We start from the raw sequence: 25,750 nt of genomic DNA, 5'->3' as shown, positions 1-25,750 counted from the left end.
CACGGCTTCCGTGCAGGAGGTGGGTTTTGGACCAGGTACTCCTGATCACCGGCGCCAGCCGGGGCATCGGCGCGGCGACCGCGCTGCAGGCCGCGCGCCGCGGCTGGGCCGTGGCGGTCAACTATGCCAGCAACTCGCTGGCCGCGGACGAAGTGGTGCGCAGCATTCGCGCCGCCGGCGGCACCGCGATCACGGTCCAGGCCGACGTCGGCGACGAGGCCCAGGTGATCGCCATGTTCGAGAAAGTCGACGCCAAGCTGGGCCGCCTGACGGCGCTGGTCAACAACGCCGGCGTGGTCGACATGCAGGCCCGGGTCGACCAGATGAGCGTGGCGCGGCTCGAGCGCATGCTGCGCATCAACGTGATCGGCAGCTTCGTCTGCGCCCGCGAGGCGGTGCGGCGCATGAGCACCCAGCACGGCGGCCGCGGCGGCGTGATCGTCAACCTCTCGAGCGCGGCCGCGCGGCTCGGCTCGCCGGGGCAGTACGTGGACTACGCCGCCAGCAAGGGAGCCATCGAGAGCTTCACGGTCGGGCTGGCCAAGGAGGTGGCCGGCGAGGGCATTCGCGTCAACGCGGTGCGCCCGGGCCTGATCGACACCGAGATCCACGCCTCGGGCGGCCTGCCCGACCGCGCCTTCCAGCTCGCCGCCACCGTGCCGATGAAGCGCACCGGCAGCGCCGACGAGGTGGCGAACGCCATCGTCTGGCTGCTGTCGCCCGAGGCCAGCTATGTGACGGGAACCGCCCTCGACGTCACGGGTGGTCGCTGATGGCCACGCCCGCGATGGACATGATCAAGCCGCTGATCACGCTGCTGGCCATCGTGAACCCGCTGGCGATCGTGCCTTTCTTCATCCACTACACGCAGGGCTGCACCGACCTCCAGCGCAAGCGCACGGCCTGGGTGTCGGCCTTCAGCGCCTTCGTCGTGATCGCGGTCAGCGCGCTGCTGGGGCTGCAGCTGCTGTCGTTCTTCGGCATCTCGATCGCGAGCTTCCAGGTCGGCGGCGGCATGCTGCTCCTGATCAGCTCGCTGTCGATGCTGAACGCCGAGCCGGCGGAGTCCAAGACCAACAAGGACGAGATCCGCGCCACCGAGGTCAAGGCCTCGCTCGGCGCCTCGATCGCGGTCGTGCCGCTGACCATCCCGCTCCTGACCGGCCCGGCCACGATGTCGACGGTGGTCATCTTCGCCGACCGCACGCAGCATGTCTGGGAGCTGGCGATCCTGGTCGGCTACGGCGTGGTGATCGGCCTGGCGACCGGCGTCACCTTCTCGCTGGCCGAGCCGATCGCGCGGGTGCTCGGCAAGACCGGCATCAACGTGATGACACGGCTGATGGGCCTGATCCTCGCGGCGCTGGCGGTCGAGGTGATGGCCGACGGACTGGGCACCCTCTTCCCGGTGCTGCACCGCGCGGCCTGAAGCGCTACAGCGCGACCAGCCGCGGCGTGATCGCGTCGCCCTCGATGCGCAGTTCGGCGACCGAGATCGGCAGCTTGAAGCGGCGCGGACCGGCGCTGCCCGGATTGAGGTAGAGCACCGGGCCGCGCTGCTCGGCCAGCGGGCGGTGCGAATGGCCGCTGACCACGACCTGGATGCCGGCGGCCACGGGATCGATGCGCAACAGCGCCAGATCATGGATCGCGAACAGCCGCAGGCCGCCCACTTCCAGCAGCGCCGTCTCCGGCACGCCAACGGCCCAGGCGGCGCCGTCGTTGTTGCCGCGCACCACGGTCAGCGGTGCGATCGCCGCCAGGGCGTCGAGGATGCGCGGATCGCCGATGTCGCCCCCGTGCACGATCCGGTCGCTGCCCTGAAGGAAGGCCAGCGCCTCGGGCCGCAGCAGCCCGTGGGTGTCGGAGATCACGCCGATGCGCATGCGGCCGCCGACGGCTCGGGTTTCAGCGGGCCTGGTCGACCCAGGCCACCAGCTCGGCCACCACCGCATCGCTGGCCGCGGCCAGCGCCTTGACGCCGCCGGGACCGTCGGCGGTCGGGGCCGGCTTGCGGGCGGTGAAACTGCGCTGGGCCAGCACCCGGTCGCCGCCGGGCTGGCTGCGGGTCAGGGTGGCGCTCACGCGGACCAGCCCGACGCTGCGCTCCGGCGATTCGAAGTACTGGCTGAACTCCTCGAGCGTCACGCGCAGGGAATCGGGCAGGCGGCCTTCGGTGCGGGCGATGGTGGCGCTCTCCTCGGGGCCGAGCACCGTATGGCCGGCCGACAGCCCTTCGCGCAGCCGCTGGCGCAGCAGCTGCGCCGGCGGCTGGCTCCAGCGCGACTGGCCGTAGGGTCGCAGTTCGTTCGAGTCGGCGTAGCCCAGGCGGTACAGCAGCTGGGTGCCGTCGAGCCGCGAATTGGCATCGACCTCGGCCAGCGCGATCATCGGCAGGGCGCGCGGCGCCGAGCCGGCGGCGCTGGCCGGCGGCGCGGCCGGCGCCGCCAGGCCGGGTCCGAAGTCGTAGAGGGCGGCGCGCGCGGGCTTGTCGGGCAGCGCGCCGCAGCCGGCCAGGCAGATCGCCGCCGCGAGGCCGGCCAGGGAGTTCTTCAGGGTCATGGACGTCATGGAAGGGGCCTTCACGGACTGGCGGACGCCGCCGGCGCCGAAAAGCCGGGCTCGCCCGGGCCGGCGACCACGCCGCCGTTGCCGAACAGCAGCGATTGCGGGTTGTCGCTGATGCCGTCGGCGGCGCGGCCGAGCCGGCGCACCGCGCGCGAGGTGTCGTCGGCGACCCGGTTCACGCGCGGCAGGGTCGCGTTGTTGAACGAATCGACGGCCAGGGCCAGCGACCTGGTGCCGTCGCCGAGGCGCTCGATCGGGCCGTCCTTGGCATTCAGGCGGGTCGCGGTCGCGTTGAAGCTGTTGGCGACCCGCGAGATGTCGGTGGCCGCGCCCTTGACCGCGACCATGGTGTCGCGGGTGCGGTCGACCAGCGGCGGCAGCGCCTTGAGCGCCGGGTTGAGCCCGGTCTTGACCGTGTTGTCGAGCGACTTCGTGAGCTGGTTGGCGCTGGTCGCGGCGGCCGCTATGTTCTCGAGCGCGTCGGCGATGCGGTGCTGGTTGTCGTCGCCGAGCAGCAGGTTGACCTTCTTGGTGACCTCCTCGACGCGGCCGAGAATGACCTCGCCACGGTCCTGCAACTGGGCCAGCAGCGAGGGCTTGAGCGGGATGCGCGGCGGATTGGCGTTGTCGGGCTGCAGCGAGACCTGCGATTCGCCCTTGTCGTCGAGCGCGATGAAGGCCAGCCCGGTGACGCCCTGGTAGCTCAGCGTCGCGAAGGTCGAGGTGGTGAGCGGCACCCGCTCGTCGACCGAGATGCGCACCCGCACGTTGCCCTTGACCTTGGGGTCGAAGTCGATCGAGCTGACCCGGCCGACCGCGATGCCGCGGTAGCGCACCATCGCCTGCGGCTGCAGGCCGCTCACCGCATCGCGGGTGGACAGCTCATACACGTTGCGCACCGTGTCGTCGCGCGTGAGCCAGACCACCAGCGCGACGAGCACGGCGACCAGGCCGAGCACGAAGGCCCCGGCGGCGATGGCATGGGACTTGTTTTCCATGGCGGCTACCTTTCAGACAGCGGGACCGGCCGGCTGGCGGCCCCTTCGTGCAGTGCTTCCATGGCGCGCTGGCCGCGGCCACCGAGGAAGTACTCGTGGATGAACGGATGCGGATAGGCGATCACGTCGCGGGTGGTCCCGGAGACGATCACCTTCTGGTCGGCCAGCACCGCGATCCGGCTGCTGAGGTCGAACAGGGTGTCGAGGTCGTGCGTGATCATCACCACCGTGAGGCCGAGCTCGCGGTGCAGTCCGCGCAGCAGGTCGCAGAAGCCGTCGGCGCTCTCGGGGTCGAGCCCGGCGGTCGGCTCGTCGAGCAGCAGCAGGGGCGGATCCATGATCAGCGCGCGCGCCAGCGCCACCCGCTTGATCATGCCGCCCGACAGGTCGGACGGGCTCTTGGTGGCCTGCTGCGGACTCAGCCCGACCATCTGCAGCTTGACCAGTGCGGCATCGCGGATCAGGTCGTCGGGCAGCAGCTTGAGTTCGCGCAGCGGGAAGGCGATGTTGTCGAGCACGCTGAAGGCCGAGAACAGCGCCCCGTGCTGGAACAGCATGCCGACATTGGCGGCGCCCATCGCGCTGAGCCGCGCGGGGGCGTGGCCGAGCACGGTGACCTCGCCCTTGGTCGGATGCTCGAGCCCGAGGATCTGGCGCAGCAGCACCGTCTTGCCGGTGCCGGATCCGCCGACCAGCGACAGCACCTCGCCGCGCACGATCGTCAGGTCGAGGTCGCGGTGCACCACCTGGTCGCCGTCGGGCGACCTGAACACGGTCCAGAGCTTGCGGATCTCGACCACGCGCTCGGCGTCAGGCGGGATGATGAAGGTCATCAGCGCAACCCCACGCCCTTGAACAGCACCGCGAACAGCGCATCGACCAGGATCACCACCGTGATCGAGGTCACCACCGAGGAGGTGGTGCCGCGGCCCAGGCTCTCGGTGTTGGGTTTCACCTTCATGCCGAAATAGCAGCCGATCAGCGCGATCAGGATGCCGAACACCGCCGACTTGGACAGCGCGAGGTACAGGTTGGACATCGGCACCGCGCGCGGCAGCGCCGACAGGAAGTAGGCCGGCGAGATGTCGAGCGACAGGTCGGCCGCGATCATGCCGCCGAACAGCGCCGCCATCGAGGTCCACATGCTGATCAGCGGCATCGTGATGGCCAGCGCCAGCACCCGCGGCATCACCAGCCTGAAACCGTGCGGGATGCCCATCACGCGCATCGCGTCGAGTTCCTCGGTGACCCGCATGACGCCGATCTGCGCCGTGATGGCCGAGCCGGAGCGGCCGGCGATCAGCACCGCCGCCAGCACCGGACCGAGTTCGCGGATCAGCGACAGGCCGAGGATGTTGACGATGAAGGTCTCGGCGCCGTACTGGCGCAATTGCTGCGAGGTCAGGTACGCCAGCACCACGCCGATCAGCAGGCCGACCAGCGCGGTGATCGGCAGCGCCGTGGTGCCGAACTGGTAGATCTGGCCCGAGAAGTCGCGCCACGGGCCGCGCAGCGGCGCCCGCAGCAGCTTGCCGACGTCGAGCACCAGCTGGCCGATGAGGCCGAGGAAATCGCGCGCCACGAACATCATGCGCGTCCCGTTGTGGGCGAAGTGCCTGAAGCGCTCGGCGAAGGTCACCGTGGGTTCGACCGGCGGGCTGCAGGTGTAGAGCGCGACTTGGTCCAGCACCGCCTTGTGCTGCGAATCCATTTCGAGCCGCGCCGGCCAGGCCTGGCCCCAGTGGTTCCACAGCAGCTGGGCGCCGATGTGGTCGAGCTGCTCGATCGGCCGCAGGTCCCAGGGCCGGCCCTGCTGCGCCGGCACGCCCTTGAGACTGTCCGACAGCGTGGTCCAGGCCGGCATCGACGACATCGCCAGCACGGTCCAGCGGCCGCTGGCGACGGCCCAGCGCCCGCCCGCCTGCTCGCGTTCGTCGACGCGCGGCTGCGTGCCCTGCGCTTCTTGCGCTTCGGCGGGCATCGGCGAATCGGTCGGCATGAGGGCGGCGGCAGGCGTAGAGCGAACGGAAGAACGCAGCATCGTAACCGGGTGCGTCTGCGCCCACGCTCCGGATTTCCGCCCCCGCGCGTAGGCGTTTCGCGCAACCCCCGGCGCTTTGCCACAATCGGCGGCTGGGCCGGATGGCCGCCGATTTCGATTTTTCTTCCCCCACTCGCCGGCGGCGCCGGCAGGAGAACGCCATGCAGATGAGCAAGACCCCGATCCACCATTTCGTCGGTGGCCGCATCGCGGCCCCCCAATCCTCGCGCACCCAGGATGTCTTCAACCCCGCGACCGGCGCCGCCACCGGCAGCGTCGCGCTGGCCAACCGCGCCGACGTCGATGCCGCGGTGGCCGCCGCCCAGGCCGCCTTCCCGGCCTGGGCCGACACGCCGCCGATCCGCCGCGCCCGCGTGATGTTCAAGTTCCTCGAGCTGCTCAACAAGCACAAGGACGAGCTGGCCCACCTGATCACGGCCGAGCACGGCAAGGTCTTCACCGACGCCCAGGGCGAGGTCACCCGCGGCATCGACATCGTCGAGTTCGCCTGCGGCATCCCGCAGCTGCTCAAGGGCGACTTCACCGACCAGGTCTCGACCGGCATCGACAACTGGACCCTGCGCCAGCCGCTCGGCGTGGTGGCCGGCATCACGCCCTTCAACTTCCCGGTGATGGTGCCGATGTGGATGTTCCCGGTGGCGATCGCGGCCGGCAACACCTTCGTGCTGAAGCCCAGCCCGACCGACCCGAGCCCCTCGCTGCGCATGGCCGAGCTGCTCAAGGAGGCCGGGCTGCCCGACGGCGTCTTCAACGTCGTGCAGGGCGACAAGGAGGCGGTCGACGCGCTGCTGGAGCACCCCGACGTGAAGGCCATCAGCTTCGTCGGCTCGACCCCGATCGCCAACTACATCTACGAAACGGGCGCCCGCCACGGCAAGCGCGTGCAGGCGCTCGGCGGCGCCAAGAACCACATGGTGGTGATGCCCGACGCCGACATCGAGCAGACCGTCGACGCCCTCATCGGCTCGGGCTACGGCTCGGCCGGCGAGCGCTGCATGGCGATCTCGGTGGCGGTGCTGGTGGGCGACGTGGCCGACCGCGTGATGCCGCTGCTGACCGAGCGGGCGAAGACGCTCAAGGTGCTCAACGGCACCAACCTGGCCGCCGAGATGGGCCCGATCGTCACCCGCGCCGCGCACGAGCGCATCACGGGCTACATCGCCCAGGGCGAGAAGGAAGGCGCCAAGCTGGTGGTGGACGGCCGCGGCTTCGACGCCAGCGCCGCCGGCGAAGGCTGCGACGAGGGCTTCTGGATGGGCGGCACGCTGTTCGACCACGTCACGCCCGAGATGCGGATCTACAAGGAAGAGATCTTCGGCCCGGTGCTGTCCTGCGTGCGGGTGCACGACCTCAAGGAGGCGGTGGACCTGATCAACGCCCACGAGTTCGGCAACGGCGTCTCCTGCTTCACGCGCGACGGCAACGTAGCGCGCGAGTTCAGCCGGCGCATCCAGGTCGGCATGGTGGGCATCAACGTGCCGATCCCGGTGCCAATGGCCTGGCACGGCTTCGGCGGCTGGAAGAAGAGCCTGTTCGGCGACATGCACGCCTACGGCGAGGAAGGCGTGCGCTTCTACACCAAGCAGAAGTCGATCATGCAGCGCTGGCCGGAGAGCATCGGCAAAGGGGCCGAGTTCGTGATGCCGACCGCGAAGTAGGCCGCGCCCGCCGCCGGCGGTGGCCGCATCCCCCATAACGACAAGAGACAAGCAAGACCAGAATGAGCGACACCACCTTCGACTACATCGTGATCGGCGGCGGCACCGCCGGCGCGCTGATGTGCAACCGCCTGACCCGCAGCAAGCAGCAGCGCACCCTGCTGATCGAGGCCGGCCGCAAGGACGACTACCACTGGATCCACATCCCGGTGGGCTACCTCTACTGCATCGGCAATCCGCGCACCGACTGGCTCTACAGCACCGAGCCCGATGCCGGGCTGAACGGCCGCACGCTGCGCTACCCGCGCGGCAAGACGCTGGGCGGCTGCTCGAGCATCAACGGCATGATCTACATGCGCGGCCAGTCGCGCGACTACGAGAACTGGGCCGCGCTCACCGGCGACGACACCTGGCGCTGGAACAACGTGCTGCCGGCCTTCAGGCAGCACGAGGACTACTACCTCGGCGCCGACGAAATGCACGGCGCCGGCGGCGAATGGCGGGTCGAGAAGCAGCGCCTGCGCTGGGACATCCTCGACGCCTTCGCGCAGGCCGCGCAGGAGGCCGGCATCCCGCACAGCAGCGACTTCAACCGCGGCAGCAACGAGGGCGTGGGCTACTTCCAGGTCAACCAGAAGGACGGTTGGCGCTGGAACACGGCCAAGGCCTTCCTGCGGCCGACCTGCTACGGCCGGCCCAACTTCGAGATGTGGGTCAATGCCCACGTGACGAAGCTGATCGTCGAGACCCAGGCCGACGGCAGCCGGCGCTGCACCGGCGTGCAGGTCTGGGACGGCCACGAGATGGTCACGGCGCACGCCACGCGCGAAGTGCTGCTGTGCGCCGGCAGCATCGGCTCGCCTCAGCTGCTGCAGCTCTCGGGCATCGGCCCGGCCGACCTGCTGCGCCAGCATGGCATCGAGCTGGTCGCCGACCTGCCGGGCGTCGGCGCCAACCTGCAGGACCACCTGCAGATCCGCGCGGTCTACAAGATCAAGGACGCGCCGACCCTCAACGTGCTGGCCTCTTCGCTCTATGGCAAGGCGAAGATCGGCATGGAATACCTGTTCAAGCGCAGCGGCCCGATGAGCATGGCGCCGTCGCAGCTCGGTGCCTTCACGCGCAGCTCCCCCGAGCACGAATGGCCGAACCTCGAGTACCACGTGCAGCCGCTGTCGCTCGATGCCTTCGGCGAGCCGCTGCACAGCTTCCCGGCCTTCACCGCCAGCGTCTGCAACCTGAACCCGACCAGCCGCGGCACGGTGCGCATCAAGAGCGGCAAGTTCAGCGACGCACCGGCGATCGCGCCCAACTACCTGAGCACCGACGAGGACCGCAAGGTGGCGGCCGATTCGCTGCGCGTCACGCGCCGCATCGCGGCCCAGCCCGCGCTCGCCAGATATGCGCCCGAGGAATGGAAGCCAGGGGTGCAATACCAGAGCGACGAGGAGCTGGCGCGGCTGGCCGGCGACATCGCGACCACCATCTTCCATCCGGTGGGCACCACCCGGATGGGCGCCGACGGCGACCCGATGGCGGTGCTCGATTCGCGGCTGCGGGTGCGGGGCATCCAGGGGCTGCGGGTGGTCGACGCCGGCGCCATGCCGACCATCACCAGCGGCAACACGAACAGCCCGACATTGATGATGGCCGAGAAGGCGGCCGGCTGGGTCCGCGAAGCCGCGGTGTGACTTGGCGGTGTATCAATTAGTTTCCGTTGGCGGGTAATCCCCGATGCACTGCCAAGGTGCGCCGAATTAAAGTATCGGTACTCGCAAACGGGCCAGCCCGCAGCGCGGGGGACCGAGGAGACAATCTTTCGGAGAACCAGAAAAAGATCACACAAGGCATCCGCACGAGATGCCGTTTTTTTGACAAGGCGCCGCTGGTCGGCGCCTTTTCTTTGGGCGATCGGCAAGCGGGGCTGCCGAGGGTGCGCTATCAAATCAATAGCAACCCGGAATGAGACAATCCCGCCCGCATGGAAACTCTGGTGCTGACCCTCGCCTCGCTGTTCGCGGGTTTCATCGATTCCATCGTCGGCGGCGGCGGCCTGATCCTGGTGCCGGCGCTGTTCAGCGTGCTGCCGGGCACCGCCCCTGCCACCCTGCTGGGCACCAACAAGAGCGCCTCGGTCTGGGGCACGGCGGCGGCGGCCGCGCAGTTCCATCGCCGGGTCGGCCTGCGCTGGCGCAACCTGCTGCCGGCCGGGGTGCTGGCCTTCGCGGGCTCGCTGGTCGGTGCCTGGGCCGTGACGGTGGTGCCGGGCGAGTTCCTGCGCAAGCTGCTGCCGGTGATCCTGGTCGCGCTGCTGGTCTACACGCTGGCGCGCAAGGACATGGGCGTGCACCATGCGCCGCGCTTCAGCGGCCGCGCCGAACTGCTCGCCACCGCCACCATCGGCGCCCTGCTCGGCGTCTACGACGGCTTCTTCGGGCCCGGCACCGGCAGCTTCTTCGTCTTCCTGTTCGTGCGCTGGCTGGGCTACGACTTCCTCAACGCGGCCGGCTCGGCCAAGCTGCTCAACGTCATGACCAACCTGGGGGCGCTGCTGCTGCTCGGGCTCAAGGGCCACGTGCTGTGGCAGCTGGGGCTGACGATGGCGGTGGCCAACGTGGCCGGCAGCGTGGTCGGGGCCCGGGTCGCCATCAAGCATGGCGCCACCTTCGTGCGCAAGGTCTTCATCGGCGTCGTCGCCGCGCTGATCCTGAAAACGGCGTACGACGCCTTCCTGCGCTGACGGTTCAGGGTGCGGCCGCGCTCTGGGTGGCGCTGCCGGCGGGCGGCCACGCGACTTCGCTGGCCACCCGGGGCTTGCCGATCGGCGCCGTCGCCTTGCCGATCTGGATCGCCGCCATGTCGGCCTCGCTCGGGTACTGGTTCATGAGCCAGTAGTCGAACACCCGGCGCGCGATCGGGGCCGCGGCGCCGGCGCCCCAGCCGGCGTTCTCCACGATCAGGGCGACCGCGATCCTCGGGTCGTTGACCGGCGCGAAGGCCATGAACAAGGCGTGGTCGCGCTGGTGCTCTTCGAGCGCCTTGGCGTTGTACTTGGTGTTCTGCGCCTGCGTCACGGCCTGGGCGGTGCCGGTCTTGCCGGCCGCCTGGTAGGCGGCGCCGGCGAACACGCCGCGCGCGGTGCCGCCGGTGACGACCGCGGTCAGGCCCTCTCGGACCACGGCGATGTCGGCCGGCCGGTAGCCGAGGTTGATGGCCGGCGGCTGCTCGACCGGCTTGACCTCGCCCGTGACGGTGTCGCGGATGCCGAGCACCAGGTGCGGCTTGTGCTTGATGCCGCCGTCGGCCACGATCGCCGTGGCCTGCGCCAGCTGCAGCATCGTGAACGCGTTGTAGCCCTGGCCGATGCCGAGCGAAATGGTCTCGCCCGCATACCACTTGCGCTGCTCGGGCCGGCGGTAGGCATTGCGCTTCCACTCGGTGCTCGGCAGCACGCCGCGCACCTCGCCGCCGATGTCGATGCCGGTGATCTGGCCGAAGCCCAGCGGCTTCATCGCGTCGTGGATCAGGTCCACGCCCATCTCGTTGGCCAGCGAGTAGTAGTAGATGTTGCTCGACAGCTGGATCGAGCGGCGCATGTCGACATTGCCGATGTTGCCCTCGGGGCTGCCGAAGCGGTGGCCGCCGAAATTGAAGTAGCCGGGGTCGTTGACCAGCACGCTGGGACCGCGCTTGCCGGTCTGCAGCGCCGCCAGCGCCATGAAGGGCTTGTAGGTCGAGCCCGGCGGGTAGGTGCCGCGCAGCGCCCGGTTGAGCAGCGGCTTGTCGAGCGATTCGCTGAGCTCCTTCCAGCTCTCGACGTCGATGCCCTCGACGAACAGGTTGGGATCGAAGGTCGGCTTGCTCACGAAGGCCAGGATCTCGCCGGTCTTGGGATCGAAGGCGACCAGCGCGCCGCGGCGCTCGCCGTACATGTCCTCGACCAGCTTCTGCAGCTTGATGTCGAGCGACAGCATGACCGTGTTGCCGGGCGTCGCCGGATGGGCGGCCAGCCGGCGCACCGCGCGGCCGCCGGCCGAAGTTTCCATCTGCTCGACGCCGGTCTGGCCGTGCAGCGTCTTCTCATAGCTCTGCTCGATGCCGAGCTTGCCGATGTACTCGGTGCCCTTGTAGTTGGCGAGGTCCTCGTCCTCCCAGTCTTCCATGGCCGTCTTCTCGGCCTGGTTGATGCGGCCGATGTAGCCGAGCACGTGGCTGGCGAGCTCGCCGTGGGGGTAGTTGCGGAACAGCCGGGCCTTGATCTCGACGCCCGGGAAGCGGTAGCGCTGGGCGGCGAAGCGGGCCACCTCCTCGTCGCTCAGGCGGGTGCGGATCGGCACCGAGTCGAAGCTGCGCGAGTCTTCGCGCAGCCGCTTGAAGCGCCGGCGGTCGCGCGGCGAGATCTCGAGCACCTCGGTCAGGGCGTCGATCGTGTCCTCGAGGTTGCCGGCCTTGGACGGCGTGATCTCGAGCGTGTAGGCCGAATAGTTGGATGCCAGCGTGATGCCGTTGCGGTCCAGGATCAGGCCGCGGTTCGGCACCACCGGGACGATCGCGGTGCGGTTGCTTTCGGCCTGCTCGGCGAGGTCCTCGTGCCGCACCACCTGGAGGTAGCCCAGCCGCGCGCAGAGCAGCCCGAAGCAGACCAGCACGACCGCGCCGATCACGAACACCCGCCGCCGGAAGCGGGAGAGGTCGGCGGCAACGTTGCGGATCTCGGTCATTTGGGAACTGGAGCTTAGGCCGCCGATCGGCCGCAGGCAATGGGCTGCGGAACGGCGGCGGGCAGGCTGTCAGAGTGGTCTGTTGGCGTCAGGTTCCGGCGTCCGGCGCTGCGGCGCCAAAAGAACCAGGCTGACCAGCGGCCACAGAGCCGCCTCCAGCGCCGGTGCCACCAGCAGCGACCAGCCGGGGAAGGCGCCGCCGCCGATCATCCGGATCGCGAGCTCGATCAGGTGCGACAGCGCGAACAGCGGCAGCACCTGCAGGGCCTGCGAGACCAGCGGGAACCACAGCAGGCGCCGGTGGATCATGGTCGCCAGGAAGCCGAGCGTGGTGTAGGACAGCGCATGCTGCCCGAGCATGGCGGCCTGGTGCACGTCCATCAGCAGGCCGAATACGAAGGCCGCGCCGATGCCGATGCGCGCCGGCTGGTGCACGCTCCAGAAGACGATCACCAGCGCCAGCAGGTCGGGCGTCCAGGCGGCGCGGCCGATCGGCACCATGTTGACCAGCAGCGCGACGACCAGGCTGGTCCACATGAACAGCGGGCTGACGGGCAGCAAGAGCTGCTGCTGGCCGGGGCGCATGATCATCGCGGACCCGCTTCCTTCTTGTCGGCCTTCTTGGCGGCCTTGGCGTCCGCCTTGGCATCGGCCTTGGCATCGGCCTTGTCGGCCTTCTTCTTGGCGGCGACCGCCGAGGGCGTGTTGGCCGGCGTCGGCTTCGGCACCGACTGGGACCCCGTGGGCGCCAGCACCAGCACGTAGCGCGCGGCCGTGACCTTGGCCAATGGCTCGCAATGGATGCGGGCGAAGGCCGAATCGGCACGGCGCTCGATGCGGTCGATCCGGGCCACCGGCAGGCCCGGCGGGTAGACCCCATCGACGCCGCTGGTGGTCAGCACGTCGCCTTCCTGGACATCCGAATTGGCCTGCATGAAGCGCAGTTCGAGGCCGCCGCCATGGGCGCTGGCATCGCCGAAGGCGACGCTGCGCGCACCGGTTCGCACGTTCTGGACCGGGATCGCGAGATCGCGGTCGATCACCAGCGTGATCTCGCTGGAGAACGGCTGCACCTGCGTCACCTGGCCCAGCACGCCGTGCTCGTCGATCACCGGCGAGCCGGCCGCGATGCCGTTCATGAGGCCCTGGTCGATCACCAGCTTGCGGGTGTAGGGGTCGGCGGCGTCATACAGCACCTCGGCCGCCCGGCCCGGCGTCTGCGTCACCTGGCGCAGCTCGAGCAGCGAGCGCAGCCGGGCGTTTTCCTGGGCCAGCGTGTCGGCCTGGCTGGCGCGCTCGGACTGCAGTGAGAGCGCCTTGCGGGCCTCGGCCTCGTTGCCCTGCGCGGTCTGCAGGTCTTCGAGGTAGCGGCCGCCGCCGACCACCAGCTGCACCGGCTTGAGCGCCAGCCACTGCACCGGATACAGCACCGTGCCGATCGCCAGCCGGATCGGCTGCACGAGGTGGAAGCGGGCGTCGGCCACCATCAGGAACAGCGCCAGCGCGCTGAAGAAGATCAGTTTGCTCAGCGCCGACGGCCCCTGGTTGAAGAGGGGCGGGGCGGTGCGGTCCAGAGTGCCGAGCGGCATGACGCGTTATGCCACGAGAGCTGCGCTGTTTGAAGGGTTGAAGGGGGTTGCGGCGAATCCGGCGCCGCCGGATCTTCACTCGCTGGTGAAGATGCTCCCGAGGCGGTCCATGCGCTCGAGGGCGATGCCGCAGCCGCGCACCACGCAGGTCAGCGGGTCTTCGGCCACCAGCACCGGCAGGCCGGTTTCCTCGGCCAGCAGGCGGTCGAGGTCGCGCAGCAGCGCACCGCCGCCGGTCAGCATCATGCCGCGCTCGGCGATGTCGGCGCCCAGTTCGGGCGGCGTCTGCTCGAGCGCGTTCTTGACCGCGGACACGATGTTGTTGAGCGGATCGGTCAGGGCTTCGAGCACTTCGTTGCTGCTGATCGTGAAGCTGCGCGGCACGCCTTCGCTCAGGTTGCGGCCCTTGACTTCCATCTCCTTGACTTCGGAGCCCGGGAAGGCCGAGCCGATGTTCTTCTTGATGACTTCGGCCGTCGGCTCGCCGATCAGCATGCCGTAGTTGCGGCGGATGTAGTTGATGATGGCCTCGTCGAAGCGGTCGCCGCCGACGCGCACGCTGCCCTTATAGACCATGCCGCCGAGCGAGATCACGCCGACTTCGGTGGTGCCGCCGCCGATGTCGACCACCATCGAGCCGCTGGCCTCGGACACCGGCAGGCCGGCGCCGATCGCGGCGGCCATCGGTTCTTCGATGAGATAGACCGAGGTGGCGCCGGCGGCTTCGGCCGCGTCCTTGATGGCGCGGCGCTCGACCTGGGTCGAGCCGCACGGCACGCAGATGATGATCCGCGGGCTCGGCGTGAGCAGCGAGCGCGGGTGCACCATCTTGATGAACTGCTTGATCATCTGCTCGGTGATGACGAAATCGGCGATCACGCCGTCCTTCATCGGCCGGATGGCCTCGATGTTGCCGGGCACCTTGCCGAGCATCGCCTTGGCCTCGCGACCCACGGCCTGGATCACCTTCTTGCCGTGCGGACCGCCTTCGTGGCGGATCGCGACGACCGAGGGTTCGTCGAGCACGATGCCCTTGTTGCGCGCGAAGATCAGGGTGTTGGCGGTGCCGAGGTCGATCGCCAGGTCGGTAGAAAAATACCGACGAAAAGCTCCAAACATTGTGGAATCCTCTGGGGCACGGCATGCGCGTCGGCAGGCCGTCGCCTTATTTTTGGTCGTGTGACGGGTGGTTTGAAAGGTTTTTGCGGCAAAAGCCGGCGCGTTCGCGGGGGTTGCGGCAAAGGCGGGATAATAACCGAATCCCCTGACAGCTCCGCGTTTCCGAGCCCTTTTGCGGGGTGCGAAAGTACCTCGATTCGGTCCGGAAACGCCAATTTTCGATGTCCCTCACCTCCACAGATATCGCCCGCATTGCCTCGCTGGCGCGGCTCCAACTGGCCCCCGACGAAAGCGAGCGGATGCGCGGCCAGATCAACGGCTTCTTCGACCTGGTCGAGCGCATGCGCGCGGTCGACACCACCGGCGTCGAGCCCCTGGCCCACCCGGTCGCCGCGATCGAGGACATCACGCTTCGCCTGGCCGAAGATGTGGTGACCGAGCCCAACAACCGCGAAGCCAACCAGCGCAGCGCGCCGGCGGTCGAGAACGGGCTGTTCCTGGTCCCGAAGGTGATCGAATGAGCGCCGAACTGCACCAATTGGGCGTGGCCGGGCTGGCCGCGGCCCTGCGCGAGCGCAAGGTTTCGGCGGTCGAGGCCGCCCACCACCACCTGTCGCGGATCCGCGCCCACCAGGATCTCGGCGCCTTCGTCGCGATCGACGAACAGCTCACGCTGTCCCAGGCCCGAGCCGCCGACGACCGCATCGCCGCCGGCTCGGCCGCGCCCCTCGAAGGCGTGCCGATCGCCCACAAGGACATTTTCGTCACCGCCGACCTGCCGACCACCGCCGGCTCGCGCATCCTGGCCGGCTACCGCTCGCCCTTCGACGCCACCGTGGTCCGCAAGCTGGGCGAGGCCGGCGCCGTGACGCTGGGCAAGCTCAGCTGCGACGAGTTCGCGATGGGCTCGGCCAACGAGAACGTCGCCGTGCCGGCCATCGGCTTCGACCACGCGGTGCCGGTGCGCAACCCCTGGGACACCGGCCGCATTCCCGGCGGGTCCTCGGGTGGCAGCGCCGTGGCCGTGGCCGCGAGGCTGGCACCGGGTGCCACCGGCACCGACACCGGCGGCTCGATCCGCCAGCCGGCCTCGTTCTGCGGCGTCACCGGCATCAAGCCGACCTACGGCCGGGCCTCGCGCTACGGCATGGTCGCGTTCGCGTCCAGCCTCGACCAGGCCGGCCCGATGGCCCGTTCGGCCGAGGACTGCGCCCTGCTGCTGTCGGCCATGTGCGGGCCGGACCCCGAGCGCGACTCGACCTCGCTGGCCCGCCCGGCGGAAGACTTCTCGCGCCAGCTCGCGGGCTCGCTCGACGGCCTGCGCATCGGCGTGCCGAAGGAGTTCTTCGGCGAAGGCGTGGCGCCGGGCGTGCGTGCCGCGGTCGATGCCGCGCTGGCCGAATACGAGAAGCTCGGTGCCCGCCGAGTCGAGATCACGCTGCCGCGCACCGAACTGTCGATCCCCGTCTACTACATCATCGCGGCGGCCGAGGCCTCGAGCAACCTGAGCCGCTTCGACGGCGTCAAGTTCGGCCACCGGGCCAAGAACTACCGCGACCTGGCCGACATGTACGCCCAGACCCGCGAAGAGGGCTTCGGCGACGAGGTCAAGCGCCGCATCATGATCGGCACCTACGTGCTCTCGCACGGCTACTACGACGCCTACTACCTGCAGGCGCAGAAGGTGCGCCGCATGATCGCCGACGACTTCCAGCAAGCCTTCGCGCAATGCGACGTCATTGCCGGCCCGGCCGCGCCCAGCGTGGCCTGGAAGCTCGGCGAGCACGGCGATGATCCGGTGGCCGACTACCTGGCCGACATCTTCACCCTGCCCGGCTCGCTCGCCGGCCTGCCCGGCATGAGCGTGCCGGCCGGCTTCGACGGCGGCCTGCCGGTCGGCCTCCAGCTGATCGGCAACTACTTCGCCGAGGCGAAGCTGCTCAACGCGGCGCACGCCTTCCAGCAGGCCACCGACTGGCACCTCCGCACCCCGGGAGGCTATTGACATGACGCAGCAGCAACAAAGCACCACCGAACAACTGCAGGCCGGGCGGCCGACCGGCCCGCTGGTCCGGGGCTACGAAGTCGTGATCGGCTTCGAGACCCACGCCCAGCTCTCGACCGCCTCGAAGATCTTCAGCCGTGCCTCGACCGCCTTCGGCGCCGAACCCAACACCCAAGCCTGCGCGGTCGACCTGGCGCTGCCGGGAACCCTGCCGGTGATGAACAAGGGCGCGGTCGAGCGCGCCATCAAGCTCGGCCTCGCGCTCGGCTCGACGATCGCGCCGCGCAGCGTCTTCGCGCGCAAGAACTACTTCTACCCCGACCTGCCCAAGGGCTACCAGATCAGCCAGTTCGAGATCCCCGTGGTGCAGGGCGGCTCGGTGAGCTTCTTCGTCGGCGACGAGCCCAAGACCGTGCGCCTGGTGCGCGCGCATCTCGAAGAAGACGCCGGCAAGTCGCTGCACGAGGACTTCGTCGGCCAGTCGGGCATCGACCTGAACCGCGCCGGCACGCCGCTGCTCGAGATCGTGACCGAGCCCGACATGCGCTCCACCGCCGAGGCCGTGGCCTATGCGCGCGAGCTGCACAAGATCGTCACCTGGATCGGCATCTGCGACGGCAACATGCAGGAAGGCAGTTTCCGCTGCGACGCCAACGTGTCGGTGCGCAGGCCCGGCGACAAGCTCGGCACCCGGCGCGAGATCAAGAACCTGAACAGCTTCAAGTTCATGCAGCAGGCGATCGACTACGAGATCCGCTGGCAGATCGAGGAGATCGAGGACGGCCGCACGGTCCAGCAGGCCACGGTGCTGTTCGACCCCGACACCGGCGAGACCCGCGCGATGCGCACCAAGGAAGACGCCGCCGACTACCGCTACTTCCCCGACCCCGACCTGCCGCCGCTGGCGATCGCCGCCGACTGGATCGAGCGCGTGCGCGCCGAAATGCCCGAGCTGCCGCGCGCGATGGCCGAGCGCTACGTGCGCGAGCATGGGCTGTCGGACTACGACGCCGCCCAGCTCACCCAGAGCCCGGCCCTGGCAGCCTACTTCCAGGGTGCGGTGGCCGCCGGTGCCAACGCCAAGCTGGCGAGCAACTGGATCACCGGCGAGATCGCGCGGCGCCTGAACCAGCAGGACATCGCGATCACCGAGGCCCCGGTGACGGCGCCGCAACTGGCCGGGCTGGTTGCGCGCATCGGCGACGGCACGATCTCCAACAATGCGGCGCGGCAGGTGTTCGACGCCCTCTGGACCGGCGAAGGCCAGGACGTCGATGCGGTCATCGAGGCCAAGGGCCTGAAGCAGATGAGCGATTCGGGCGCGCTCGAAAAGATCATCGACCAGGTGCTCGCGACCAACGAGAAGAACATCGCCGAATACCGCGCCGGCAAGGACAAGGCCTTCAACGCGCTGGTCGGCCAGGTCATGAAGGCCAGCCAGGGCAAGGCCAACCCGGCGCAGGTCAATGCGCTGCTGAAGTCGAAACTGGGCTAGCTAGCCCTGGGGCGGCTCACTTCGACTTCTGGGCCGCAGACGTGTTCGCGGCCCAGAGCGGCGCGAGCTTGGCCTGCTCCTCGTCGAAGCGCGCATTGACGCGCTTCTTCTCGTCTTCCTGCTCGCCGATGAAGCGGTTCTGCACTGCCACGCTGCGGGCGATGTCCTCGGTCCGGCGCCGCAGCGCGTCGGGCGCCTTGGCCGGGTCTTTCTTGTAGAACTCGAGCTCGTCGTCGACCCGCTTGCGGTCCTCGCCGAGTTCAACCAGCCGCTTGCGGGCGGCCTGGATCACGACGTCGATCTGCACCAGCGCCTCGGCGCGCTCCCGGTCGTGGGCCGCGGGGTTCGGGTAGCGCACCAGCAGGGCGCGCTCGCGCCGCCGCTCCTCGACCAGCCGGGCCGCCTGCAGCTGCGCCGCCCGTTCGCGGTCCTCGCGCTCGGCCTGCTCGCGCGCCGTGTAGGAGGGCTCGACCATGCGGCGGGTGGTGCCGCTCGGATTGAGTTCGCGCTGCTCGCGGTCGAGGCAGTCGGGAATCGGACGGTCGGCGGTGATCGTCCTGCCCTTGGCGTCGGTGCAGCTGTAGATGCCCGCGGCATTGGGCGCCCCGCGCGCGCCAGACCCCTGTTGCGCGTGCGCCATGCCGGCTGCGGCCAGCGAAAGGACCAGGAATGCCTTCAGTGCTTGGGTGCTCGCCAACATCAGTCCTTCAGACGGGTTGAATCAGCCCGCGCCGTAACGCGCCCGGTACGCCAGCACGTTCTGGCGGTGGGCGCCCAGTTCGTCGTCCGCGCGGCCTGACAGATACTGTAACAAGTCGTCAAGCGTTGCGATGGAAATAACTGCAAGGCCGAGCTGATTGCGTACATATTGCACAGCGCTGTGGTCCACGTCGGCGCCGTTCTCGGTCGCCTTCTCCTGCCGGTCGAGCGCGATCGCGACCGCGTGCGGGGTCGCGCCGGCGGCGCGGATGGCCGCGATCGACTCGCGCACCGCGGTGCCGGCCGACATCACGTCGTCAACGATCAGCACCCGGCCCTTCAGCGGGGCGCCGACCAGGGTCCCGCCCTCGCCGTGGTCCTTGGCTTCCTTGCGGTTGTAGGCGAAGGGCACGTTGCGGCCGCGGCGCGCCAGTTCGGCCGCCACCGTGGCGCCCAGCGGAATGCCCTTGTAGGCCGGGCCGAAGATCATGTCGAACTCGAGCCCGCTGGCGATCAGCCGGTCTGCATAGAATTCCGCCAGCCGGGCGAGCTTGGCGCCATCGTCGAACAGGCCGGCGTTGAAAAAATAGGGGCTGATGCGGCCGGCCTTGGTCTTGAACTGACCGAAGCGCAGCACCCCCGACTCCAGCGCGAACTGCACGAAAGCCTGCGCCAGTGCGCCGCCCTCTTCAATCTTCTCAGCCATAGGAATTCCTCGTGTTCAAACTGACCAGCCTCAACCTCAACGGCCTGCGATCGGCTGCCACCAAGGGCGTCGCCGATTGGGTCGGCGGACTGGGGCCGGATTGTATTTGCATGCAGGAGATCCGGGTCCAGGCGAGCGACATCGAGGGCCGCTTCGAGGAGATGGCGGGGCTCAAGGGGCACTTCCACTTCGCCGAGAAGAAAGGCTACGCGGGCACAGCGATCTACACGAAGCATGCGCCCAGCGACGTGGTGGTGGGCTGGGGCGACGCCGAGTTCGACGCCGAGGGCCGCTACCTCGAACTGCGCTTCGACACCCCGAAGCGGAAGCTGTCGATCATCAGCTGCTACTTCCCCAGCGGTTCTTCGGGCGAAGAGCGGCAGGCGGCGAAATTCCGCTTCCTGAAGGGCTTCTTCCCGCACCTGAACGCGCTCAAGCGCGAGCGCGAGTTCGTCCTCTGCGGCGACATCAACATCGCCCACAAGGAGATCGACCTCAAGAACTGGCGCGGCAACCAGAAGAACAGCGGCTTCCTGCCGGAGGAGCGGGCCTGGATGACGAAGCTGCTCGACGCCGGCGCCGATGGCGCGGGGCTGGTCGACGTCTACCGGATGCTCAAGCCCGAGACCACGGGCGACGCCTACACCTGGTGGAGCAACCGCGGCCAGGCCTACGCGAACAACGTCGGGTGGCGGCTCGACTACCACCTGGCGACGCCGAAGCTGGCGGCGCTGGCGCGCGAGGAGCAGATCTTCAAGACGATCAAGTTCAGCGACCACGCGCCGATCACGGTGGACTACGACTTCACGCTGTAGACGACGCTCAGCCTCGGCGTATCGGGGTGCGCCCCGCATGGCGCGCCATATGCACCTGATGCAGCGTGATCTTGCGCACCTCGGCCTGGCTGGTCTCGATGTGGGCGCGCAGCAGCATCGCGGCCTGATCGCCGCGGTTGGCGCGGATCGCCTTCAGGATCTTGGCGTGCTCGTCGTAGGTGGCGTCGATGCGCGGTTGCTTGGTGAAGTCGAGCCGGCGAATGATGCGGATGCGGTCGGTCACGTCGCGGTGGACGCGGGCCATCTCGCCGTTGCCGGCGGCAGCGACCAGCGAACAATGGAAGGCCTCGTCCCACTGCGCCACCTGCACGGTGTCGGCGCTGCGCTGCGCCGCCGGCACGAGCCAGATTTCGGCCAGCGTGTCGAGCAGGCTGCGGTCGACGCGGTGGTCGCTTTCGCAGAGCCGGTGCACGGCGGTGGTCTCGAGCACCATGCGAAGGTCGTAGAGCTGCTCGAACTGGTCGAAGTCGAAGGGCAGCACGCGCCAGCCGCTGCGGAACAGCACTTCGACGAAGCCCTCCTGCTGCAGCCGGAAGAGCGCCTGGCGCACCGGTGTGCGCGAGACGCCGAGACGCTCGCTGATCTCGTTTTCGGTGAAGCGGTCGCCGGGGACCAGGCTGAATTCGGCGACGTCGCGCTTGAGCTGCGCATAGACCTCGTCGGCCCGGGTGCGGAACACGGGATCGATGGCGGGGGGCTTGGAAGGAATTCGAACGGTCGACACGTAGGCCATGTTAGTGGGTGCCGAGCGCGGCCAGCAAGGCGGCGCTGGGCGCGGTCCAGCCGACGATGCCGCCCTGGGCACGGATCATCTCGACAGCAGCCGCCTTGAAGGCCGGAAAGTAGCTTTCGGTGCAGTCTTCGAGCAGCAGGCAGTCGTAGCCGCGGTCGTTGGCCTCGCGCATGCTGGTCTGCACGCAGACCTCGGTCGTGACGCCGCCGAACAGCAGGTGGCTGATGCCGCGCCGCTTGAGCGTCTCGTGCAGGCCGGTCGCATAGAAGGCGCCCTTGCCGGGCTTGTCGACCACGATCTCGCCTTCGACCGGCGCCAGTGCGTCGATGATCTGGTTGCCAGGTTCGCCCATGACAAGGATGCGGCCCATGGGGCCGGCGTCGCCGATGCGCAATGTGGGGTTGCCGCGGTTGCGCTTGGCGGGGGGGCAGTCGGAGAGGTCGGGTTTGTGGGCCTCCCGCGTGTGGACGACCAGGCCGCCCGCGGCTCGCCAGGCTTCGAGGGTTGTCTTCGTCGCGGGGACGATGGCTTCGAGCAGCGAGACGTCGTTGCCCAGGGTTTCGCCGAAGCCGCCGGGTTCGATGAAATCCCTCTGCATGTCGATCAGGACCAAGGCGGTCTTGGTGAGGTCGAATTCGTAGGTAAAGGGCTGGGCTTCTATCTGCATTTCCTGGCTTTCGACGATGTTTGGTTGTGGGCTTGTGGGCGGCGATGGCAGGCGGTATGCCCTGGGCCGGCCGACGTCACCGGCCGCTTCGCGGCTGCCCTGCGCTGCTCGCGGTACGCGGGGTCCGCGCAAACACGCTCCGCTTCGCTCCACTCAAACAAGCGCGGCCCTTTTTCCGCGCACCGCTGCGCTGCTCGGCGGTGCCTCAACGGCCGGCCCAGGGCATACCGCCCGCCACCGCTGAAACGTCGGGGTTGCATCGGCGTTGGAGAAGTTTGGATTGTTCGCACACCCCTGCGCCCGGCATGCGGTGCGGGACGGGCGATCCCCTCTGCGCCGCTGAGGAGCGCAGCTTCAGGCGGAAAAAGGGCCGCGCGTGTTTGAGCGAAGCGAGTTTGCGCGGACCCCGCCTGAAGCGAGCACCGCAAGGAAGCCCGAAGGGCCGGCGCAGTGGGGTCGCACGGCCCGCACCGCGTGCCGGGCGCCCGCCCCAAAGACAAGGAAGACCTCATGCAGCCACCGGCGCATGTTGATGATCGCCCCCACCCATGTGCGCCCCAAGCACATGCCTTTCAGCAGTCGCAGCATCCGTCTCGTAAACCACCCGCCCCTCGCTCATCACCACGATCCGGTCCGCCATCTCCAGCAGTTCGTCGAGGTCCTCGCTGATCAGCAGCACCGCGCCCCCGCGGGCCCGCACCTGAACGATGCGGCTGTGGATTTCCGCCACCGCCGCGAAGTCCAGCCCGAACACCGGATTGGCCGCGATCAGCACGTTGATGTCGCCGGCCAGTTCGCGCGCCAGCACGGCGCGCTGCACGTTGCCACCCGACAGGCTGCGGATCGGCGCGCCCTCGCCCTGGGTCTTGACGCCGTATTCCGCGATCCACTCGCGGGCCCGGCTGCGCCACAGCGGGAAGTTCAGCACGTCGGCGCCGAACGCCGGCCAGGCCAGCGGCGGCTGGTCGAAATCGCGCAGCGCCATGTTCTCGGCCACGCTGAGGTCGCCGACGCAGGCATTGCGCAGCGGCTCCTCGGGCAGGCTGCGGACCTTGAGGCGGCGGTTCTCCTCGCGCCTGGCCTCGTAGGGTTCGCCCATGACCGTGACGCGACCCGCGAGCCGCGGCCGCTGGCCGACCAGGGCCTCGACGAGTTCACGCTGGCCGTTGCCCGACACGCCCGCGACGCCGAGGATCTCGCCCGAGCGCACCGACAGGCTCAGGTCGTGCACCGCCAGCGTGCCACGGTCGCCCAGCGCTCGCAGACCCTCGACTTGCAGCGCAATGGCGGCGTTGGCCGCGGTCGGCTGCATCGCGTGCAGCGCACGGCCGGTCGGCGCAGCGGTATCGCCTTCGGCGGGCGGCGGCGCCTCGCCCTCGCCCATCATCGCCGCCGCGAGCCGCGCCGGGTTGGTGTCGGCCACCTGGCAGTGATGCACCGCCTTGCCGCGCCGCAGCACCGTGACGCTGTCGGCATAGGCCATCACCTCGCGGAACTTGTGCGTGATGATCAGCACCGTGCACAGGCCGCTCTTGGCGAACTCGCGCACATGGCCAAGCACCTCGTCGGCCTCCTGCGGCGTCAGCACCGAGGTCGGCTCGTCGAGGATCAGAAGCCGCGGCTTCAGGTAGAGCTGCTTCAACAGTTCGAGCTTCTGCTTCTCGCCGGCCGCGAGTTCCGACGGCCGCACGTCGAGGTCGAGGCTGAAGGGCGTGGTCGCGAGGAAGTCCTTGAGTTCGGCGCGCTTGCGCTTCCAATCGATCAGCGCCGGCGTCTTGCCGCCGGCCAGCAGCAGGTTCTCGGCCACCGTCATGCCGGGCGCCAGCGTGAAATGCTGGTAGACCATGCCGATGCCGAGGGTGCGCGCCACCACCGGGTTGGCGATGTCCTGCTCGCGGCCGTCGATCAGGATCGCGCCCTCCTCGGCGCGCTGGAAGCCGGCCACGCATTTCACCAGCGTGCTCTTGCCGGCGCCGTTCTCGCCGAGCAGCGCGTGCACCGTGCCGGGTGCCACGTGCATGGTCACGCGGTCCATCGCGGTGAAGCTGCCGAAGCGCTTGGTCAGCTCGTAGGTGTCGAGCGCCAGCGCGCCGGTGGCGGCGGGTGCGGGGTGGACCGGTGCGATCATCGTGCGGCTCTCCGTTCTACTGGGCGGGCAGCGCGTCGAGCAGCGCCGCCGACGTCGCATGGGCGCCGAACACGCCGCCCTGCATGGTGATCATCTTCAGCGCCGCCAGGTGGTTGCCGTGGTCGGTGGCCGCGGTGCAGTCCGACAGCAGCAGGCATTCGAAGCCGCGGTCGTTGGCGTCGCGCATCGTGGTGTGGACGCAGACGTCGGTCGTGATGCCGGCAAGGATCAGGTTCTCGATGCCGCGCGTGCGCAGCACCAGTTCGAGGTCGGTCGCATAGAACGAACCTTTGCCGGGCTTGTCGATCACCACCTCGCCCGGCAACGGCGCCAGCGCCGGGATGATCTCCCAGCCCGGCTCGCCGCGCACCAGGATGCGTCCGCACGGGCCGTCATCGCCGATACCCACGCCGCCGGCGCCGATCTGCCGCGAGCGCCAACGCTTGTTGGCGGGCAGGTCGGCGAGGTCGGGGCGATGCCCTTCGCGCGTGTGGATGATGTGAAAGCCCAGCGGCCGCAGCCGCGCCAGCGTGCGTGCGATCGGTGCGATCGGCGCCTGCACCAGCGACAGGTCGTAGCCCATCACGTCGACATAGCCGCCCTTGCCGCAGAAATCGGTCTGCATGTCGATCACGATCAGCGCCGTGTTGTCGGGCCGGAGCGCGCCGTTGTAGGGCCAGCGGTACGGGTCGGCGGAAACGTAGGTGGTGCTCATGACGGTGAACCCGATGTCGGCGGCGCCTGCGGCACCAGGGGATGCGCCTCGGGGCCCTTGTAGTTGCGGACCGGCGTCGCGAAGCCGAAGCCGCTGCCGTCGGTGACCTTGACTTGCTCGCCCCAGGGCAGCCGGTAGCGGCCGGCCGCCATGTCCTGCATGTAGGTGTAGGGGCAGTCCTGCGCGCCGCCCTTCACCGCCACGTAGCCGCGGTGATAGAGCTGGTAGATGTTGTTCTCGACGCCCCAGCCGGTACGGGCTTCGCGCACCAGGTCGGGCCGCAGTTCGGCCGTGATGATCTCGTCGGGCCGGCCACCGCCCTCGACCAGCACGGTGCCGTCGAAGTTGCAGAACATGGCCTCGCCCATCGAGTCGAAGGTGCCGTCGCTGCCGCACATGCAGACGCTCGCCGTATACGCCAGGTTGCAGAAGGCGTTGGCCTGGTTGGTGACGCGCCAGGCATGACGGATCGGCGCCGTGTAGCCTGCTGTGCGAATGATGATCTCGGCCCCCTTGTAGGCGGCCTCGCGCGCCATCTCGGGCAGCATGCCGTCGTGGCAGATGATCAGCGCCAGCTTGCTGCCGTTGGGCCCGTCGCACACCGGGATGCCGAGGTTGCCCGGCTCCCAGGGCTCGACCGGGACCCACGGATGCATCTTTCGGTAGTAGAGCCGGATGGCGCCGTGGTCGTCGACGACCAGCCCGCTGTTGTACGGGTTGCCCCCGGGGTTGGCCTCCATGATCGAGAAGCAGCCCCAGATCCGGTTGTCGATGCAGGCCTGCCGGAAGGCCGCGACCTCGGGGCCGTCGAGCGAGCACATGATCTCGGGCGAGGTGTCCATCGACAACCCGTGCAGCGCGTACTCGGGGAACACGACGAGATCCATCGTGCCCTGGTTGCGGCGCGCCTTGGCGACCAGGTCGCAGATGCGCCGGGTCCGCGCCGCCAGGTCGGCCGGGGTCTTGACCACCGGCAGCTGCAGCTGCACCAGGCCGACGACCACGCCCCGCGCCGATTTGTTGAGACCACCGAGACCGCTCATCGATCAGC

Annotated in this window: 25 protein-coding genes; 9 read left to right on the top strand and 16 right to left on the bottom strand. The window is 69.1% G+C overall.

Features of this window, described 5'->3' with window-relative positions; genetic code table 11:
- Positions 1-26: 26 nt before the first annotated feature.
- Together QTI68_RS12435 and QTI68_RS12430 are read left to right on the top strand one after the other, a co-directional pair.
- Positions 27-773, top strand: a complete 747-nt coding sequence (locus tag QTI68_RS12435; protein WP_286521847.1) for an SDR family oxidoreductase — start codon at positions 27-29, stop codon at positions 771-773.
- Complete coding sequence (locus QTI68_RS12430; RefSeq protein WP_436411671.1) at positions 773-1,429, top strand: MarC family protein; 657 nt, start codon at positions 773-775, stop codon at positions 1,427-1,429. Before QTI68_RS12435 ends, QTI68_RS12430 begins: the two co-directional genes overlap by 1 nt.
- A 4-nt stretch (positions 1,430-1,433) precedes the next feature.
- Here the strand turns inward: QTI68_RS12430 and QTI68_RS12425 are convergent, their stop codons facing one another.
- The 5 genes from QTI68_RS12425 to QTI68_RS12405 are packed head-to-tail and all read right to left on the bottom strand — an operon-like array spanning position 1,434 to position 5,565.
- Entirely contained in the window at positions 1,434-1,886 is a 453-nt protein-coding gene (locus tag QTI68_RS12425) for a metallophosphoesterase family protein (RefSeq protein WP_286521846.1), read from the bottom strand.
- A 22-nt stretch (positions 1,887-1,908) separates the two neighbouring features.
- Positions 1,909-2,571, bottom strand: a complete 663-nt coding sequence (locus QTI68_RS12420) for an ABC-type transport auxiliary lipoprotein family protein (protein WP_286521845.1) — start codon at positions 2,569-2,571, stop codon at positions 1,909-1,911.
- 11 nt (positions 2,572-2,582) lie between these two features.
- Positions 2,583-3,566 (bottom strand): MlaD family protein, encoded by a 984-nt coding sequence (locus QTI68_RS12415; RefSeq protein ID WP_286521844.1) that lies wholly within the window; start codon positions 3,564-3,566, stop codon positions 2,583-2,585.
- 5 nt (positions 3,567-3,571) lie between these two features.
- Entirely contained in the window at positions 3,572-4,399 is an 828-nt protein-coding gene (locus QTI68_RS12410; RefSeq protein WP_286521843.1) for an ABC transporter ATP-binding protein, read from the bottom strand.
- Complete coding sequence (locus QTI68_RS12405) at positions 4,399-5,565, bottom strand: MlaE family ABC transporter permease (RefSeq protein ID WP_286521842.1); 1,167 nt, start codon at positions 5,563-5,565, stop codon at positions 4,399-4,401. The genes QTI68_RS12410 and QTI68_RS12405 overlap by 1 nt, the downstream gene beginning before the upstream one ends.
- Before the next feature lie 203 nt (positions 5,566-5,768).
- On the opposite strand from QTI68_RS12405, the gene QTI68_RS12400 reads away from it, so the two are divergent.
- From QTI68_RS12400 to QTI68_RS12390, 3 genes are all read left to right on the top strand, one after another.
- A complete protein-coding gene (locus QTI68_RS12400; RefSeq protein WP_503011662.1) occupies positions 5,769-7,286 on the top strand; it encodes a CoA-acylating methylmalonate-semialdehyde dehydrogenase in 1,518 nt (505 codons plus the stop codon).
- A 62-nt stretch (positions 7,287-7,348) separates the two neighbouring features.
- Complete coding sequence (locus QTI68_RS12395) at positions 7,349-8,977, top strand: GMC family oxidoreductase (RefSeq protein WP_286521841.1); 1,629 nt, start codon at positions 7,349-7,351, stop codon at positions 8,975-8,977.
- A gap of 290 nt (positions 8,978-9,267) precedes the next feature.
- On the top strand, positions 9,268-10,026 hold the full coding sequence (locus QTI68_RS12390) for a sulfite exporter TauE/SafE family protein (RefSeq protein WP_286521840.1): 759 nt from the start codon (positions 9,268-9,270) through the stop codon (positions 10,024-10,026).
- A gap of 4 nt (positions 10,027-10,030) precedes the next feature.
- Here the strand turns inward: QTI68_RS12390 and mrdA are convergent, their stop codons facing one another.
- The 4 genes from mrdA to QTI68_RS12370 all read right to left on the bottom strand — a co-directional run bounded on the left by mrdA (position 10,031) and on the right by QTI68_RS12370 (position 14,715).
- Positions 10,031-12,007: a penicillin-binding protein 2 gene (gene mrdA, locus QTI68_RS12385; RefSeq protein WP_286521839.1), complete on the bottom strand. Its 1,977-nt coding sequence runs from the start codon at positions 12,005-12,007 to the stop codon at positions 10,031-10,033.
- A 69-nt stretch (positions 12,008-12,076) separates the two neighbouring features.
- Entirely contained in the window at positions 12,077-12,598 is a 522-nt protein-coding gene (gene mreD, locus QTI68_RS12380; RefSeq protein ID WP_286508399.1) for a rod shape-determining protein MreD, read from the bottom strand.
- On the bottom strand, positions 12,595-13,596 hold the full coding sequence (gene mreC / locus QTI68_RS12375; RefSeq protein ID WP_286521838.1) for a rod shape-determining protein MreC: 1,002 nt from the start codon (positions 13,594-13,596) through the stop codon (positions 12,595-12,597). The genes mreD and mreC overlap by 4 nt, the downstream gene beginning before the upstream one ends.
- Before the next feature lie 75 nt (positions 13,597-13,671).
- On the bottom strand, positions 13,672-14,715 hold the full coding sequence (locus QTI68_RS12370; protein WP_077002382.1) for a rod shape-determining protein: 1,044 nt from the start codon (positions 14,713-14,715) through the stop codon (positions 13,672-13,674).
- Between the two features lie 221 nt (positions 14,716-14,936).
- Between QTI68_RS12370 and gatC the strand changes: the two genes are divergently transcribed.
- From gatC to gatB, 3 genes are read left to right on the top strand one after another with little or no spacing between them, the layout of a single operon-like run.
- Positions 14,937-15,236 carry an Asp-tRNA(Asn)/Glu-tRNA(Gln) amidotransferase subunit GatC gene (gene gatC / locus QTI68_RS12365; protein ID WP_286508401.1) on the top strand — a complete coding sequence of 100 codons (300 nt, stop codon included), beginning with the start codon at positions 14,937-14,939 and terminating at the stop codon, positions 15,234-15,236.
- A complete protein-coding gene (gene gatA / locus QTI68_RS12360) occupies positions 15,233-16,720 on the top strand; it encodes an Asp-tRNA(Asn)/Glu-tRNA(Gln) amidotransferase subunit GatA (protein WP_286521837.1) in 1,488 nt (495 codons plus the stop codon). The genes gatC and gatA overlap by 4 nt, the downstream gene beginning before the upstream one ends.
- Before the next feature lies 1 nt (position 16,721).
- Positions 16,722-18,215: an Asp-tRNA(Asn)/Glu-tRNA(Gln) amidotransferase subunit GatB gene (gene gatB / locus QTI68_RS12355; RefSeq protein ID WP_286521836.1), complete on the top strand. Its 1,494-nt coding sequence runs from the start codon at positions 16,722-16,724 to the stop codon at positions 18,213-18,215.
- Between the two features lie 16 nt (positions 18,216-18,231).
- Here gatB and QTI68_RS12350 read toward each other — a convergent pair whose 3' ends face one another.
- Both QTI68_RS12350 and pyrE read right to left on the bottom strand, forming a co-directional pair.
- Positions 18,232-18,915, bottom strand: coding sequence for a DUF4124 domain-containing protein (locus QTI68_RS12350; RefSeq protein ID WP_503011661.1), 684 nt, complete (start codon positions 18,913-18,915; stop codon positions 18,232-18,234).
- Positions 18,916-18,936: 21 nt separating this feature from the next.
- A complete protein-coding gene (gene pyrE / locus QTI68_RS12345; RefSeq protein ID WP_286521835.1) occupies positions 18,937-19,620 on the bottom strand; it encodes an orotate phosphoribosyltransferase in 684 nt (227 codons plus the stop codon).
- 11 nt (positions 19,621-19,631) lie between these two features.
- Between pyrE and QTI68_RS12340 the strand changes: the two genes are divergently transcribed.
- A complete protein-coding gene (locus QTI68_RS12340; RefSeq protein ID WP_286521834.1) occupies positions 19,632-20,435 on the top strand; it encodes an exodeoxyribonuclease III in 804 nt (267 codons plus the stop codon).
- Positions 20,436-20,442: 7 nt separating this feature from the next.
- Here the strand turns inward: QTI68_RS12340 and QTI68_RS12335 are convergent, their stop codons facing one another.
- The 5 genes from QTI68_RS12335 to QTI68_RS12315 form a co-directional block, all read right to left on the bottom strand.
- Positions 20,443-21,189 (bottom strand): GntR family transcriptional regulator, encoded by a 747-nt coding sequence (locus QTI68_RS12335; protein WP_286521833.1) that lies wholly within the window; start codon positions 21,187-21,189, stop codon positions 20,443-20,445.
- Between the two features lies 1 nt (position 21,190).
- Positions 21,191-21,856, bottom strand: coding sequence for a cysteine hydrolase family protein (locus tag QTI68_RS12330; RefSeq protein ID WP_286521832.1), 666 nt, complete (start codon positions 21,854-21,856; stop codon positions 21,191-21,193).
- A gap of 508 nt (positions 21,857-22,364) precedes the next feature.
- Entirely contained in the window at positions 22,365-23,984 is a 1,620-nt protein-coding gene (locus tag QTI68_RS12325; RefSeq protein ID WP_286521831.1) for an ABC transporter ATP-binding protein, read from the bottom strand.
- Between the two features lie 16 nt (positions 23,985-24,000).
- Positions 24,001-24,699, bottom strand: coding sequence for a biuret amidohydrolase (gene biuH, locus QTI68_RS12320; RefSeq protein ID WP_286521830.1), 699 nt, complete (start codon positions 24,697-24,699; stop codon positions 24,001-24,003).
- Positions 24,696-25,742: a formamidase gene (locus tag QTI68_RS12315; protein ID WP_286521829.1), complete on the bottom strand. Its 1,047-nt coding sequence runs from the start codon at positions 25,740-25,742 to the stop codon at positions 24,696-24,698. Before QTI68_RS12315 ends, biuH begins: the two co-directional genes overlap by 4 nt.
- Positions 25,743-25,750: the final 8 nt, after the last annotated feature.

It is taken from the genome of Variovorax sp. J31P207 (genome assembly GCF_030316965.1).
GTDB lineage: Bacteria > Pseudomonadota > Gammaproteobacteria > Burkholderiales > Burkholderiaceae_C > Variovorax > Variovorax ginsengisoli_B.
Note: the sequence above shows the minus strand (reverse complement) of the source record. Positions and strands in the feature narration are given on the sequence as shown.

What these genes read in the sequence shown, in the direction of transcription:
- QTI68_RS12430 (WP_436411671.1), top strand. Translation starts at nt 773, where the DNA reads ATGGCCACGCCCGCGATGGACATGATCAAGCCGCTGATCACGCTGCTG.
- QTI68_RS12425 (WP_286521846.1), bottom strand. Translation starts at nt 1,886, where the DNA reads ATGCGCATCGGCGTGATCTCCGACACCCACGGGCTGCTGCGGCCCGAG.
- QTI68_RS12420 (WP_286521845.1), bottom strand. Translation starts at nt 2,571, where the DNA reads ATGACGTCCATGACCCTGAAGAACTCCCTGGCCGGCCTCGCGGCGGCG.
- QTI68_RS12415 (WP_286521844.1), bottom strand. Translation starts at nt 3,566, where the DNA reads ATGGAAAACAAGTCCCATGCCATCGCCGCCGGGGCCTTCGTGCTCGGC.
- QTI68_RS12410 (WP_286521843.1), bottom strand. Translation starts at nt 4,399, where the DNA reads ATGACCTTCATCATCCCGCCTGACGCCGAGCGCGTGGTCGAGATCCGC.
- QTI68_RS12405 (WP_286521842.1), bottom strand. Translation starts at nt 5,565, where the DNA reads ATGCCGACCGATTCGCCGATGCCCGCCGAAGCGCAAGAAGCGCAGGGC.
- QTI68_RS12400 (WP_503011662.1), top strand. Translation starts at nt 5,769, where the DNA reads ATGCAGATGAGCAAGACCCCGATCCACCATTTCGTCGGTGGCCGCATC.
- QTI68_RS12395 (WP_286521841.1), top strand. Translation starts at nt 7,349, where the DNA reads ATGAGCGACACCACCTTCGACTACATCGTGATCGGCGGCGGCACCGCC.
- QTI68_RS12390 (WP_286521840.1), top strand. Translation starts at nt 9,268, where the DNA reads ATGGAAACTCTGGTGCTGACCCTCGCCTCGCTGTTCGCGGGTTTCATC.
- mrdA (WP_286521839.1), bottom strand. Translation starts at nt 12,007, where the DNA reads ATGACCGAGATCCGCAACGTTGCCGCCGACCTCTCCCGCTTCCGGCGG.
- mreD (WP_286508399.1), bottom strand. Translation starts at nt 12,598, where the DNA reads ATGATCATGCGCCCCGGCCAGCAGCAGCTCTTGCTGCCCGTCAGCCCG.
- mreC (WP_286521838.1), bottom strand. Translation starts at nt 13,596, where the DNA reads ATGCCGCTCGGCACTCTGGACCGCACCGCCCCGCCCCTCTTCAACCAG.
- QTI68_RS12370 (WP_077002382.1), bottom strand. Translation starts at nt 14,715, where the DNA reads ATGTTTGGAGCTTTTCGTCGGTATTTTTCTACCGACCTGGCGATCGAC.
- gatC (WP_286508401.1), top strand. Translation starts at nt 14,937, where the DNA reads ATGTCCCTCACCTCCACAGATATCGCCCGCATTGCCTCGCTGGCGCGG.
- gatA (WP_286521837.1), top strand. Translation starts at nt 15,233, where the DNA reads ATGAGCGCCGAACTGCACCAATTGGGCGTGGCCGGGCTGGCCGCGGCC.
- gatB (WP_286521836.1), top strand. Translation starts at nt 16,722, where the DNA reads ATGACGCAGCAGCAACAAAGCACCACCGAACAACTGCAGGCCGGGCGG.
- QTI68_RS12350 (WP_503011661.1), bottom strand. Translation starts at nt 18,915, where the DNA reads ATGTTGGCGAGCACCCAAGCACTGAAGGCATTCCTGGTCCTTTCGCTG.
- pyrE (WP_286521835.1), bottom strand. Translation starts at nt 19,620, where the DNA reads ATGGCTGAGAAGATTGAAGAGGGCGGCGCACTGGCGCAGGCTTTCGTG.
- QTI68_RS12335 (WP_286521833.1), bottom strand. Translation starts at nt 21,189, where the DNA reads ATGGCCTACGTGTCGACCGTTCGAATTCCTTCCAAGCCCCCCGCCATC.
- QTI68_RS12330 (WP_286521832.1), bottom strand. Translation starts at nt 21,856, where the DNA reads ATGCAGATAGAAGCCCAGCCCTTTACCTACGAATTCGACCTCACCAAG.
- QTI68_RS12325 (WP_286521831.1), bottom strand. Translation starts at nt 23,984, where the DNA reads ATGATCGCACCGGTCCACCCCGCACCCGCCGCCACCGGCGCGCTGGCG.
- biuH (WP_286521830.1), bottom strand. Translation starts at nt 24,699, where the DNA reads ATGAGCACCACCTACGTTTCCGCCGACCCGTACCGCTGGCCCTACAAC.
- QTI68_RS12315 (WP_286521829.1), bottom strand. Translation starts at nt 25,742, where the DNA reads ATGAGCGGTCTCGGTGGTCTCAACAAATCGGCGCGGGGCGTGGTCGTC.